A 13,238-nucleotide genomic window follows, 5' to 3' on the forward strand; every position below is an offset into this window, starting at 1 on the left:
CCCACCCCCTCGCCCACGGGCTAGAGTCCACGGCCTCCATGGCCAACCAGGATTGGGTTTCGCGCCTGCTCACCGGGCGCGCATCGGCGGACAAGGGCCTCAGCGTCCACCTGTCCGAGCGCGACGGCGGCAGCCTCCACGACAAGATGCGGCAGGCGTACTGGTGGATCACCAACAACGCCGTCATCTGCCCCTACTACGACATCGAGTTCGGCGGCACCGCGGCGCTGAAGAACGCCGCCGGGGACGAGGTGCACCTGCCGGAGGACATGAGCTACAGCTCCTTCGTCCTCATCCCGCTGCTCACCCTCTTCACCTGCCGCCGCGCCCTGCTCGTGGGCGGCCCGGGCCGGGGCAAGACGACCTCCGCCATCCTCATGGCGCTCCTGTCCGGCATGGGCCGCGAGGACGTGCACCGGGGCATCCAGCGCGGGCATCCGCAGCTGTCCATCGCGGACCTGCTGGGCGCGCCGCTGCCGTCGGACATGCTCAAGGCGGAGGACCTGTCCGCCGTCAAGGTGAGCTGGCGCAAGTGGATCAGCCAGCGCGTGAAGATCATCGACGAGTACAACCGCATCCCCACGAAGACCCAGTCCGCCCTGCTGTCGCTGCTGGGCGAGGGCTACGCGGAGATGATGGACCAGTACGTCTACACCGGGCGCTCGTCCTGGTTCCTCACCGCCAACGACGACCAGGGCGGCGGCACCTTCCAGGTCATCGAGGCGCTCAAGGACCGCATCGACGTGGTGGTGCGCGCCGTGCCGTTCAACTCCGGCTTCGTGGACACGCTGCTCCAGCGCATCGAGTCCGACAAGTCCCCGGAGGAGCTGCTCCCCAAGGACATCGTCTTCACGCCGGGCGAGCTGGAGAAGGCCTACAACGCCATCCTCGCCGTGGAGGTGCCCAAGGGCGCCCTGGAGCGCGTGGCCTTCTTCCTGGGGCAGCTCGACTTCTGCCGCATGGCGTCCCCGCGCTTTGAATTCAAGCACAAGGACACGCTGAAGCTCGCCGGGCAGACGGTGGCCGCGGTGTGCAACGAGCAGTGCCCCTTGGACAAGAAGGTGCACCTCTGCACGCAGACGGAGAACGGCACCAGCGTGCGCGCGTACCAGACCATCCTGCACTTCGCGAAGGCGCTCGCGTTCTTCCGGGGCCACCGCGCGGTGGAGCTGGAGGACTTCCGGCAGATCATCCCCTGGGTGCTGCACGAGAAGCTCACCCCCAACGCGCGCAGCCCCTTCTTTGAAGGCAAGGGCAACAAGCTGCTGCTCCAGGACCGCGTGGCGTGGATCCGCAACATGTTCGACATGGCCATGGCCCGCTACGGCACGCACGCGCCGCTGCGCCAGAAGGTCTTCCAGCTGCGCACGGAGCTGGACCTGGGCCTGTCCGGCGTGGACCTGCGCACCACGGAGAAGCGCCTGTCCGCCGTCACCGTGCTGATGAACGAGCTGATGTCCCGCCACGAGCTGTCCGGCCCGGTGTACGAGGACATCATCCACTTGAAGTCCCTCTACAGCCGCTACCGCAACTACGCGACGTGGCTGAAGGAGAACCCGGGCGGTCAGCCATGAGCGAGTTCATCGACACCGTGGAGAAGGAGGCGCGCTCGCGCTTCGTGCGCTGGGACAAGGCGCTGTGGCAGGGCTTCATCTCCGGCCCGGTGGCGCGCATGGGCCAGGGGCTGGCGGCCTCCGGCACGGACGCCGTCCAGGGCGAGGAGCTGCTGCGCGACTACCTGCGCCTGGGCGCCGAGGGCATCGGCCTGGGCTACCTGTACCCGGCGTCCGCGGGCCGGCAGAACTTCTTCACGCTCGCGTGGTCGGAGCTGGTGCCCCGGCTGCTGCCGGCGCTGGCCCATGAGCGGCGGGCCGCGGCGCTCGCGCGGATGTGGAACCTGAGCGAGAACCTGGAGTCCGCGCCCCCGTGGGTGCAGCGCCTGTTCTGCCGCGTGGGCGCGAACCTGCCCTCGCTGGACGACATCGAGGGCCACCTGCACGCCATCGCCAACGAGGCGATGGAGCCTCCCCCCGAAGCGCTGGGCGACACGTCCACCGCGCTGTGGGTGGACCTGTCGCAGGAGGACAGCCGCTTCATGCCAGGGGAGGTGCACTTCCTCGCGCCCACCGTGGTGTGCGTGCACGACCGGCACCGCGCCACCGCCGCCGGCGGACGCGACGCGGCCACCCAGGGGGTGTGGCTCTCGAAGAAGCCCATGCTCCTGGGCCCCATGGGCTGCAATGAGCGGCTGGAGCCCACGCTCGTGACCGTCAAGGCCATCACGTCGCTGTCGCAGCGCGACCCGCGCGCGGGCGACTGGTACAGCACCCTGAGCAACGAATGGCGCGCGGTGGCCACGATGCACACGTCCCAGTGGCTGGCGGTCATCCTGCCGGTATGACCCGCCGCGCGGCCTTCACCCCGGAGGAGGTGGAGCGGTGCTGGCGCGACGCGCTGGCGCTGTGGGACGTGCGCGTGCAGTTGAGCCCGCCCGAGCCGCACCAGCCCTTCCGCCCCGACAAGGACGCGAAGGACGAACCGCTCGCGTACATCGACATGGTGCGCCGGCAGGTGTTCGTCCACTTCGAGCTGCTGGACCGGATGGGCGCGCGCGACAGCCTCACCGCCGTGCTGGCGCACGAAATCGGGCACCACGTCCGCTTCCCGCACACGCTGGGGTGGGACGCGGAGCTGCGCGTGCTGGAGCAGCGGCTGCTGCCCGGACTGGGCCAGTCGCTCACCAACCTGTTCTTCGACCTCCAGGTGAACGAGTTCGTGGGGCGCACCCACGCGGAGGCGCTGTGCGAGGTGTACCGGGGCTTCCTCCGCGCGCCGGAGCCGGGACAGGACAAGGCCGGCGGGACGACCCCGCTGTTCTGCTTCTACCTGGCCCTCTACGAGGAGCTGTGGCGCAAGGAGCCCGGCGACCTCGTGCCCAGGGGGCGCCTGGAGACGCTGGAGCGGGACTACCCGGGCTTCCGCAGCCAGGCGCGCCTGTTCGTGCAGACGTTCTACGCGCTGCCGGATCCACGTCTGCAGTTCCTCTACTTCTGCGCCGCGTTCATCCGCTACATCGACGAGCCCGGCAAGACGCGCTTCCGCATCCCGCTGGCCGGGGACGTCCCCGACCCGGACGAGGATGACCTGGACGCGGCGGTGCAGGCCGGCGGCCGGTGGGCGGGCGCGCTGGCGGAGGCCCAGGAGCAGGGCTGGCTGGACGCGACGCACGACACGAAGGACGCGGATCCGCTCACCACCATCGGCCGCGTGACGAACCACGTGCCCGGCAAGGGCGGCGGAAAGCTGCGCCGGGCCCTGGTCGCGCGGCACTACCGGCGGCTGGTGGACCGGCACATCCTGAAGCTGCCCTCCGACCCCGCGAAGCCGGAGCCGTACCTGCGCACGACGCCGGAGGCGTGGGAGTACGGCGACGACCCGTCCACCATCGACTGGACGCTCACGGTGGTGACGCAGGGCCACCTGGCGGCCATCTCCCCGCTGCGCCGCGAGCTGGAGGCGGACCTGCCCCCTCCGTCGGACCTGGGCGTGCCGGCGCTGGAGCTGTACCTGGACACCAGCGGCTCCATGCCCAACCCCGAGCACCAGCTCAACGCGATGACGCTGGCGGCGCAGGTGCTGGCGGCGTCCGCGCTGCGCAAGGGCGCCACGGTGCGCGGCATCGTGTATTCGGACCGCCAGCCCCTCGTCTCCCCGTGGATGTACGACGAGGAGACGGCGCGCGACTTCCTGCTGCACTACATCGGCGGGGGGACGTGGTTCCCGGTGGAGGAGATGTCGGCGTTCGCCGAGGAGCGACCGGACGTGATGCGGGTCATCATCTCCGACAGCGACTTCCTGTCGAACATGCAGGACAAGGGGGCGCTGGAGCGCCTGGCCCGAGCGGTGAAGAAGTCGCGCCGGGTGGTGGCCTTCCTCGCGGTGCCGGAGGAGCAGCGCGCCCGGCAGGTGCTGGCGCCGGTGCTCGCGGACAAGCGCTTCCGGCTGGCGACGGTGCAGTGGATGTCTGAGTTCGGTCCCGCCGCCGCGGCGCTGGCCGATGCCTTGTTGGAGAAATGATGGCGTTCTCGCTCGCACACCTTCGTGAACAACTGGCGGCCTCGCCCATCGTGTCGCCGTATCCACACGACCTGGCGGTGGCCATCCTCTGCGACACCTTCCGCCAGGGCAGCCAGAAGCCGCCCTCCCAGGCCGAGTGGGAGAAGCTGGAGAAGCGGGTGAAGAACCCGCTGTTCCGCGAACAGGTGGGCATGCTCGCGCACGTGCTGGTGTCGTCGGACCTGCGCAAGAAGACGGTGCTCTACCTCACCGCGGACCGCACGCCGCTGGCGCGCCTCCAGCAGTTCTTCGAGGAGGTGCATCCGCTGACGGCGGAGATGGTGCGCTCCAACGCCTTCCGCCAGGAGGAGTTCCTGCGCAAGTGGGTGTCCGCCCTGGGCGCGGACATCGAGGGTGAGACGGAGCAGGAGTCGAAGCGCCGCCTGAAGGACCTGGACTACCGGCAGGCCGTCACGGACCTGCGCAAGGTGGAGGAGGCGCGCAAGCAGGAGGCGGACCGGCGCACGAAGATGTTGCAGGAGGCCCAGCAGAAGGACGCCGAGGCGCGGGGCTGGCGCGAGTGACGCTGGCGGTCGCGCCCCGGGCCCGCATCCGCCGCGACGCCCAGACCCAGCGGCCCCACCTGCCGTGGGCGCTGGACGTGGCGGCGGGGCTCGCGCGCGGCGCGTCCACGGCGGACGAGGCCGTGGCCCGCGCGGCGCTGGAGTCGCGCCTGGGGTGGCTTCGCGGTGCGCTCCAGGGTTCGCCCTACTACCTGCGCGTGCTGCGCGAGGCGGGGCTGCACCCGGGCGACCTCCAGCGGCTGGAGGACCTGCGGCACTTCCCGGCGCTGGACCGCGCGACGCTCGCGCGCCACTGGGAGGACGTGCCCACGCTGCCCGCCGCGTCCGACGAGTGCGTGGTGGTGAAGAGCTCCGGCACCACGGGCGACCCGGTGAACGTGCTCAGGGACCGGCGCGACTGCCTGCTGATGTGGGCCGTGCTGCGCTTCTTCACCGAGCACACCGGCACGGTGCCGCCGCCGCGTCCGCGCGTGGTGTTGCTGGACGTGCTGCCGGGCGGGTTGGAGTACTCGGTGCGGCTGCCGCTCTTCCACGACGGCGCCCTGCACCGCGTCTCCGTGCTGCGCGACGACGCGGTGGCGCGGCTGCGACGGGTGCGCGCGGCCATCGTCTTCTCCGACCCGGAGGGCCTGCGCTGGCTGCTGGCGCACCCGGAGGTGCCCGCGCCGCGACTGGTGCTCACCTCCGCGCAGCACCTGCCCCGGGCGCTGCGCGACGCGTGGGAGCACGGGCGGGGCGTGCCGGTCCTCAACTACTACGCCTCCACGGAGACGGGGCCGCTCGCGTGGGAGTGCCGGCGGGACGCGAACGCGGGCCACTTCCACGTGCTCGCGCCGGACGTCTGGCTGGAGCCGGACGGGGCGGAGGTGGTGGTGACGCGGCTGCGGCCTGGCGTGCTGCCGCTGCTGCGCTACCAGCCGGGGGACACGGGCACCGTAAGCAGGGATGCGTGCGCCTGCGGCTTCCATGGCTGGACACTGACGGGCTTTGGCGGACGTGGGGCCTGCGCGTTCCACACCCCCACGGGACGCAGCGTGGATGCGTGGTCCCTGGCGTGGGTGTTCAAGCATCACCCGCTGCGCGCCTTCCGGCTGACGCAGGTGTCATGGGAGGGCTTCACGCTGGAGCTGACGGACGCGCCACCGGACAGCGTGGGCCCGCTGTGTGAGCGATTGAGCGCGGCCTTGCGCAACCTGGGCTGGGCCGCGCCCGTGGTGACGGCACGGACGTGGGGCGCGCAGGCACCACCGCCGGCCGCCAAGCCGCTCCCCTTCCGCAGCGAGCTGCCGCTTCCGGGGTGAGGCCGGCCGGCCATTCGGTCGTTTGCCCTGGACTCCCACGGTCCGCATGAAGACCCTCCCGGGAAGGACCCCCATCGTGAGGATGCACGCCATGGAGACTCGGAAGCTGGGCAAGCAGGGCCTCGCCGTTTCGGCCCTGGGCCTGATGCAGGGCCTGACCCGACCCAACACTCCGGCCAGCAAGGAAGCCCGATGAGGGCCCAGCCCCAGGTAGGCTGAACCGAGTCCATGCCCGCCCCTTCGACGTCCGCATCCCGGGCCCCCCTGCCCCCACCGGCACCCTCCCTCGTTCCGGCGTCCAGCCAGACGCCAGGGACCCTCCCGGCGCATGAGGGTTCCCGCTTCCTGCGCTACGGGGTGGCGGTGGCGAGCGTGGCGCTGGCCTTCGCCGTCCAGCAGGGGCTCTGGTCGATCACCCATGGCATGCCCTTCCTCGCCTTCTTCGCCGCCGTGATGTTCTCGGGGTGGCGGGGCGGGTGGGGGCCAGGGCTCGTGGCCACGGGCTTGTCGCTGGTGACGGTGGACTACTTCTTCCTGACGCCCGTGCACACCTGGAAGGTGCTGCCTGGAGCCCTCTTCCAACTGAGCCTCTTCCTGGCGCTGTCCCTCTTCGTGACGATGCTCAACGCGCGCCTGCGAAAGGCCAACGCGGAGCGCGCCACCCTGCTGGAGCGCGAGCGCGCGGCCCGCGCCGCCGCGGAGTACGAGCGCACGCGCCTGCGCGAGCTGTTCATGCACGCCCCCGCGCACCTGGCCATCTTCCGCGGGCCGGACCACCTCTTCGAGCTGTCCAACCCCCTCAACTCCGCGATGCTGGGCAACCCGGACCTGCTGGGCAAGCCCGCGCGGGAGGTGGGGACGAAGGAGGAGGCCGAGCGCATCTCGCGGCTGCTGGACACCATCTACGCGACGGGCGAGCCCTTCCAGGGCAAGGAGATCCCGCTCCAGTTGAAGCAGCCGGACGGCTCCGTGCGCGAGTACTACTTCGACGTCACGTACACGCCCACGCATGACACCCAGGGCCGGGTGGATGGCGTCGCCGGCTTCGGCTTCGACGTGACGGAGCACGTGAAGGCCCGGGCGCGGGCGGAGCAGCTGGCGCGCGAGCTGTCGCACAACGAAGAGCACCTGCGGCTGCTGGCGGGGGCCAGCTCCTTCCTGGCCACGTCGCTGGACTACGAGGCCACGCTGCACAACGTGGTGCGGCTGGCGGTCCCCACGCTGGCGGACTGGTGCATCGTCGACATGGCGATGGAGGACGGCACCTACAAGCGGATGGAGGTGGCGCACGCGAGGACGGAGTCGGAGGCGCTCGCGGAGCGGCTGCGGACGCCGCCCCCGGAGGCGTGCTGCTTCCCGATGACGGGCGCTGGAGCGCTGCTGAGCAAGGGGCAGGCCTTCTTCGTGGAGGACGTCACCGACGCGGCGCTCTTGAAGTTGACCGAGGACCCCGGGTGGATGGAGCTGCTGCGGAGCCTGAGGCTGCGCTCCTTCGCGGTGGTGCCCCTGGTGGCTCGCGAGCGCACGCTGGGCGTCATCAGCTTCGCCACCAGCCACGCGTCCGGCCGCCACTACACGATGGCGGACCTGCCCTTCCTCCAGGAGCTGGCGAACCGCGCCGCGCTGTCCATGGAGAACGCGCGGCTGTACCGGGAGGCGCGCGAAGCGGTGCGCCTGCGCGACGAGTTCCTGTCCATCGCGAGCCACGAGCTGAAGACGCCGCTCACGCCGCTCAACCTCAAGCTCCAGTCGCTGCGGCGGGAGATGGACCGCACCCCGGGCCCGGTGTCCCGCGCGCTGGTGGAGAGCTACCTGGAGGTGGGGACGCGGCAGTTGAAGAAGCTGGCGGAGCTGGTGAACGACCTGCTGGACGTGTCGCGCATCGCGTCCGGGAGGATGTCGTTGAACTCCGCGCGAGTGGACCTGGCGGAGCTGGTGCGCGACGTGGTGGCCTCCTACGAGGGCCCCGCGGCGCGCGCGGGCTCCGTGCTGCGGGTGGAGGGCGTGGACGCGGTGACCGAGGGCTGGTGGGACCGGCCGCGCCTGGAGCAGGTGGTGGTGAACCTGGTGGACAACGCCATCAAGTACGGCCAGGGGCGCCCCATCGACATCCGGCTGGAGACGCGGGACGGGCACGCGGTGTTGACGGTGCGGGACCAGGGCATCGGCATCGCGGCGGAGTCGCTGCCCCGGCTCTTCGGACGCTTCGAGCGCGCGGTGAGCGAGCGGCACTACGGCGGCCTGGGGCTGGGGCTCTACATCACGCGCACGCTGGTGGAGGCCATGGGCGGCACGGTGCGGGTGGAGAGCCAGTTGGGACAGGGCGCCGTCTTCACGGTGGACCTGCCGCTGCGGGCGGAGCAGCCCGCCGGGCTCCCTGCGCCGTCCTGACGTGCCGGCTCAGGGCGAGGCGCGGGGGCGCGGGAGCTGTGCGTGGGGCTCCCACGGGCCGCTGGAGCCCAGGCAGTGCCGGCAGGTGGCCAGCGGCGTGTCGCGCTCCAGGTAGGCCAGCAGGCGCGTCAGCAGCTCCGGGCCGTCCAGCGGGAGGCCATCGGCTTCAGCGAGCGCGGGCAGGTGCGGGTGCCGCGCGGCGAGCACGGTGGCGACGTGGGGTGGGCGGGTGCAGGTGAAGAAGCGGCCCTGGTAGACGAGGTGGCAGCGGTGCTTGAGCCAGCACTTCGCGAAGACGTCCTGGACCTCCGCGTCGGAGTCCAGCGGCGCGTCCGGGGTGATGCGCTGGAAGGCGTCGATGGACTTCACGGTGAGGTGGACACCGTGGCGTTCGCAGCGTTCGGTGATGCGGGCGATGGAGCGCTCGGGCAGGGGCGCGGAGGTGTAGACGGACAGGGTCATCCGGTCGAGCCGCTCATAGACGGCGTCGGGGGCGCTCTGGGCGAGGAAGCCGTTGGTGGTGATGGACACCTGTTCGCAGATGCCGGAGGCGCGCACGGCGTCGAGCACGGCGGGCAGGTCCGGGTGGAGGAAGGGCTCGCCGCCGGTGAGCTTGAAGACGTTGGGCTTGAGCACGCGCGCGAGCTTGCGCAGGTCCTCGCCCAGCGCCTCCGGCGCCACGGCCCACGCGGGCAGGTGCGGCGACAGCGGGCAGCACTGCACGCAGCGCAGGTTGCAATGCGTGGTGACGTGCGCCTCCAGGGACCAGGTGAGGACGCGGCTGTCGTGAAGCTCGTAGCGCACGGGGCCGGATTGTAGCCCCGAATCCGGGAGCGGACGGACCTCAGCTCGCGGTGAGGACCAACTGGTCCATGGCGCGCGTCATCGCCACGTAGAGCAGGCGGGCTTCCTCCTTGGCGTCGGGTCGCTCCGGCGAAGGACGTTTGAGACGAGGAATGGCGACGACAGGGAACTCGAGTCCCTTGCTGGAGTGGAAGGTCAGCACCTTCACGCTGGCCTCGCCCGGACTGAACGTGGATTGACCAGCCCCCTTGCCCACCCATTGAAGGGGAATGCCCATCCGGGTCAGGTGCTGGACGGCGGCACGGCCGATGTCAGCGCTGCGATAGAGGAGGGCCATCTCGTTCCAGACCCTGCCCTCCGCATGCAACTGCTGGAGGCGTCCCGCGATGTAGCGCAGCTCCTCGTGCAGGTTTGGCAGGGAGATGATCTGGGGAGTGGGTCCCCTCCGTCCCGCCGACTGGGGCTGGACAAGCGGAACCCCGTCATCATCCGCATCGCTGGGAGTCAGCACTTCCTGCGCGAAGGTCGCAGCGAACTGGAGGATGTCCGCGGTGTTGCGGTAGTTCAGCCGCAGGATGGTGGTGCGCCCCTGGGCCTGGATGCCGACGCTTCGGAAGCTGAAGCGCTTGTGCGGGTAGATGGCCTGGGCATCGTCATAGAGCAGCAGGAGCGCATTGGTGGACGGGTCCACCATCTGTGAGACGAGCTTGAACCATTCAGGCTGGAAGTCGTGCCCTTCGTCGATGAGCACCGCCCCGTACTGTGCCCGGGGAATCAGGCCGCGATCCACGGCGGCGATGACCCGTTGGACGAGTTGCTCGGCGTAGTCTCCGGGCGCCAGCCCCTGGGGTGGAAGTCCGACGTGGAAATGGCGGAGCTGGGCATGGCACCAGGAGTGGAAGGTCTGGATGACCACCTGTTGCGAGAGTCCGCGAGCCCGCAGCATCTGCTCCAGCCATCCGTAGAGCGGCTTGCCGAAACAGAGGACGAGGATGGGGCGATGGAGCGTCCTCGCCAGTTGCAGGCAGCGGTAGCCCAGGATCATCGTCTTGCCGGAGCCGGCGACCCCATGGATGACGCGGTGCCCCTCGCCCAGGCTGCGGGCCAGCTGCTCCTGCTGGAGGTCCATGATGCGGATGAGGTCCGGCACGGACAGCTCCATCTCCACCTGGACCGGCGCGGAACGGTCCAGCGGCTCGCTGCCAATGCGCAGCTCCGGGAAGATGTGCCACCGAATCCGATCCAACTGCGGCAGGGAGACAGGCTGAGTGGGAGCCCAGGGGAACATGTCCCAGAGCCGCTTCTGGAATTGCTCAGGGTCGACGTCCTCCGCCATCTCGTCCCGACAGATGACCCGGTGAGGGGGGAGCACCTCGCCCAGGTTCCCCTCGTCAAACTGCTTGCGGGTGATGTTCGAGAGGACGACCCCGTGGCTCCAGGGCAGCACCAGCCGGCCCCGATAGGGACCCTCAGGACAGACGAGCATCGGGTCGCGCTGGAGCCGCGTCGCGATCTCCTGGGCATAGGTGCGCGACTGTTCGAAGGGGTTGGCCACCTCCTTGGGACCCGTCTCCGTCATGAGGACGGCGCGCGCCTTGTCGAGGCTTCGCAGCGTGTCGCGCTTCCAGTCCTTCACTTCAAGGACCAGGAGTCCTCGGCGAGGATGTACGACGAGGAAGTCCGGGTGGTGTCCCGTTCCTCCAATGGGCACGTCGTACCAGAGGAGGTAGTCCGCTTCGAGCTTCTCCTCCAGCCTGCGGGCGAACCGCTTCTCACCGGCCTGCATCCGGCCGAGGCACTGACTCAGGGAGGGGATCAGCGTCGCCACAGGTGGAGGCTACCCGTCATGAGGAACAAGGGACAACACCCGGCATCTCGGCTTGGGTATCCATCGACCTGTGCCTTGAGCCGAACTGCTTTTCCGGTGGACGATCTTCACCGAGACGAGGATCCGCGCAATGCACTCCGGCAGACGTACGCCAGCGCGGACACCTGGGCGTAGTCAGCCGCTGCGTCCGCTCTTCTCACAGAACGCCAGCACCTGGGCGAACGGCCATTCGGTCAGGGTGCCGAAGAGCTTGTGGCCGCTGAGCTTCGCCTTGGACAACGCGGGGCTGCTCAGGCCGCAGAGGAAGCGCGCCGCCTGCCGTGGGTGGCCCAGCGCGTCCGGGTGCTTCGTGACAAGCGACCGGAACGTGGCCGTGTCCAGGTGTTCGCGCAGGTCCGGTCGGGGATGGGGCGGCGGCAGCACGCGGGCCACGCCCGTGCGGCAGAACGTGCAGTGTCCGCACGGGGCCTCCCGGTGCTCTCCGAAGTGGGCCACCAGCGCGTTGCTCTGGCACCCGTCATGCGTGACGAGCTTGAGCACCTCCCGCACCCGGGACACCTCCTGGGCTTCACGCTTCTGGAAGCGCTCCTGCAACAGGGACACGAGCGCTGATGCATCCTCGCGCTCGCGCAGCCGGGTGTAGCGCTGGCGGGGTTCGGCCACCTGCGTCTCCGCGTAGCCCTGCTCCTGGAAGTAGTCGAGCGCCTTCACGATGCGGTCGCGCGGCTGGCCCATCGCCTTGGAGATTTCAGCGGGGTCGAACGTGTACCAGGTGCGTCCCTTCTTCGCGTGCGCGAACAGGTCCTTCACGAAGCGCGCGCGCTCGCCCTGGAACTTCCCGATGAGCGCCTCCACCGTGCCCGTCGGCTGCACCTTGTAGCCCGCGTAGAACGGCGTGCCCTGGCGCAGTACGCCCTCCAGCTCCAGGTACGTCAGCGCCGTTCGCAGCACCAGCGGGCGCAGGTCGTGGCGGTTGCCCAGCGCGTACAGGTCCAGGTGCAGCTCGGGTCCGGAGGACAGCAGCTCCGTCACCAGGGCCTCCAGCGCCTCCGGCAGCGGCGTGTCCCCGAGCGCGAAGTTCTCCAGCGTGGGCACGTCGTCCGGACACACCAGCAGCTCCACCACGGAGGGCTTGCCGTCCCGGCCCGCACGGCCAATCTCCTGGCTGTAGCTCTCCAGGCCCTTGGGCAGGTTGTAGTGATACACGGCGCGCACGTCCGCCTTGTCGATGCCCATCCCGAACGCGATGGTCGCCACGACGATGCCCTTCGCGGAGTGGGTCCACGACTCCTGCACCTTCTCGCGGTCCTCCGACTCCAGGCCCGCGTGGTAGGCGCTCGCGGGCAGGCCTTCCGCGGACAGGCGCGCCGCGATGCGCTCGGCCGTCTTCTGAAGCGTGACGTAGACGATGGTGGAGCCGGGCGGACGGGACTTCAGCCGCTCCACCAACAGCGCGTCGCGCGCTTCGATGCCCGTGGGCGTCGTCTCCAGCGTGAGGTTGCCCCGGTAGAAGCCGGTGACGATGGCGTCCTGCTCCGGGATGCCGAAGCCCTCGCAGATGTCGTGCACCACCTGCGGCGTCGCGGTGGCGGTGAGCGCCAGGACGCGCTCGGCCTGCAGCGTCCGCGCCGCCTGCGCGAGCTTGAGGTAGTCCGGCCGGAAGTTGTGACCCCACTCGGAGACGCAGTGCGCTTCGTCCACCGCGAACAGCGAGATTCGAAGCTCGCTCAGCAGGCCCATGAAGCGCTCGTTGTTGAAGCGCTCCGGGGCCACGTAGAGCAGCTTCAGCGTCCCGTTCCGCAGGGACTCCGTCACCTCGCGCGACTCCTCCAGGGACAGGGATGAATCCAGCCGCGCCGCGCGGATGCCCTTGCGGTCCAGCGCGTCGATCTGATCCTTCATCAACGCGATGAGCGGCGACACCACCACCGTGAGTCCTTCGAGGAGCAGCGCGGGGAGCTGGTAGCACAGCGACTTGCCACCTCCCGTGGGGAACACCGCGAGCGCGGAGCCCTGGGGCTTCAGCAGCGCCGTGAGCACCTCGCGCTGTCCGGGCCGGAAGGACTCCAGGCCGAAGCGCTCCCTCAACACGACGTCCACCGCATCCTCCCGCATGTCCCGCCCTCCCCTGTTCACCTGAAGCGTTGTTCCCATCGCGTCCACGCTGCCAGGAACGCTCCCGAACCTTCTCGCGCCTGCGCATGCGATGCGAGCAGCACCTGTCATGGCGAGACGGGGCTCGGGGACGAGGGCATGTCCGCTTGGAAGCGAGGG

At 70.1% G+C, this 13,238-nt stretch carries 9 protein-coding genes; 6 read left to right on the top strand and 3 right to left on the bottom strand.

What is annotated here, in order from left to right; all coding sequences use genetic code 11:
• The first annotated feature begins 38 nt into the window (after positions 1-38).
• The 6 genes from OV207_RS15895 to OV207_RS15920 all read left to right on the top strand — a co-directional run bounded on the left by OV207_RS15895 (position 39) and on the right by OV207_RS15920 (position 8,332).
• Positions 39-1,574: a MoxR family ATPase gene (locus OV207_RS15895; protein ID WP_267556047.1), complete on the top strand. Its 1,536-nt coding sequence runs from the start codon at positions 39-41 to the stop codon at positions 1,572-1,574.
• Positions 1,571-2,401 (top strand): hypothetical protein, encoded by an 831-nt coding sequence (locus OV207_RS15900; RefSeq protein WP_267556048.1) that lies wholly within the window; start codon positions 1,571-1,573, stop codon positions 2,399-2,401. The genes OV207_RS15895 and OV207_RS15900 overlap by 4 nt, the downstream gene beginning before the upstream one ends.
• Positions 2,398-4,077, top strand: coding sequence for a M48 family metalloprotease (locus OV207_RS15905; protein ID WP_267556049.1), 1,680 nt, complete (start codon positions 2,398-2,400; stop codon positions 4,075-4,077). The genes OV207_RS15900 and OV207_RS15905 overlap by 4 nt, the downstream gene beginning before the upstream one ends.
• Positions 4,074-4,640, top strand: coding sequence for a hypothetical protein (locus tag OV207_RS15910; RefSeq protein WP_267556050.1), 567 nt, complete (start codon positions 4,074-4,076; stop codon positions 4,638-4,640). Before OV207_RS15905 ends, OV207_RS15910 begins: the two co-directional genes overlap by 4 nt.
• Positions 4,637-5,941, top strand: a complete 1,305-nt coding sequence (locus OV207_RS15915) for an AMP-binding protein (RefSeq protein WP_267556051.1) — start codon at positions 4,637-4,639, stop codon at positions 5,939-5,941. Before OV207_RS15910 ends, OV207_RS15915 begins: the two co-directional genes overlap by 4 nt.
• A 228-nt stretch (positions 5,942-6,169) precedes the next feature.
• Positions 6,170-8,332, top strand: coding sequence for an ATP-binding protein (locus tag OV207_RS15920; RefSeq protein ID WP_267556052.1), 2,163 nt, complete (start codon positions 6,170-6,172; stop codon positions 8,330-8,332).
• A 9-nt stretch (positions 8,333-8,341) separates the two neighbouring features.
• Here OV207_RS15920 and OV207_RS15925 read toward each other — a convergent pair whose 3' ends face one another.
• From OV207_RS15925 to OV207_RS15935, 3 genes are all read right to left on the bottom strand, one after another.
• Positions 8,342-9,136: a radical SAM protein gene (locus tag OV207_RS15925; RefSeq protein WP_267556053.1), complete on the bottom strand. Its 795-nt coding sequence runs from the start codon at positions 9,134-9,136 to the stop codon at positions 8,342-8,344.
• A gap of 40 nt (positions 9,137-9,176) precedes the next feature.
• Positions 9,177-10,964 (bottom strand): DEAD/DEAH box helicase, encoded by a 1,788-nt coding sequence (locus OV207_RS15930; protein WP_267556054.1) that lies wholly within the window; start codon positions 10,962-10,964, stop codon positions 9,177-9,179.
• A gap of 174 nt (positions 10,965-11,138) precedes the next feature.
• Positions 11,139-13,079, bottom strand: a complete 1,941-nt coding sequence (locus OV207_RS15935; RefSeq protein WP_267556055.1) for a RecQ family ATP-dependent DNA helicase — start codon at positions 13,077-13,079, stop codon at positions 11,139-11,141.
• Positions 13,080-13,238: the final 159 nt, after the last annotated feature.

This window comes from Corallococcus sp. BB11-1, from assembly GCF_026626625.1.
In the GTDB taxonomy this organism is placed as follows: Bacteria; Myxococcota; Myxococcia; order Myxococcales; family Myxococcaceae; genus Corallococcus; species Corallococcus soli.

Excerpts from the sequence above, each read along its gene's own strand:
- OV207_RS15900 (WP_267556048.1), top strand. The coding sequence starts at position 1,571 with ATGAGCGAGTTCATCGACACCGTGGAGAAGGAGGCGCGCTCGCGCTTC.
- OV207_RS15920 (WP_267556052.1), top strand. The coding sequence starts at position 6,170 with ATGCCCGCCCCTTCGACGTCCGCATCCCGGGCCCCCCTGCCCCCACCG.
- OV207_RS15905 (WP_267556049.1), top strand. The coding sequence starts at position 2,398 with ATGACCCGCCGCGCGGCCTTCACCCCGGAGGAGGTGGAGCGGTGCTGG.
- OV207_RS15910 (WP_267556050.1), top strand. The coding sequence starts at position 4,074 with ATGATGGCGTTCTCGCTCGCACACCTTCGTGAACAACTGGCGGCCTCG.
- OV207_RS15895 (WP_267556047.1), top strand. The coding sequence starts at position 39 with ATGGCCAACCAGGATTGGGTTTCGCGCCTGCTCACCGGGCGCGCATCG.
- OV207_RS15935 (WP_267556055.1), bottom strand. The coding sequence starts at position 13,079 with ATGCGGGAGGATGCGGTGGACGTCGTGTTGAGGGAGCGCTTCGGCCTG.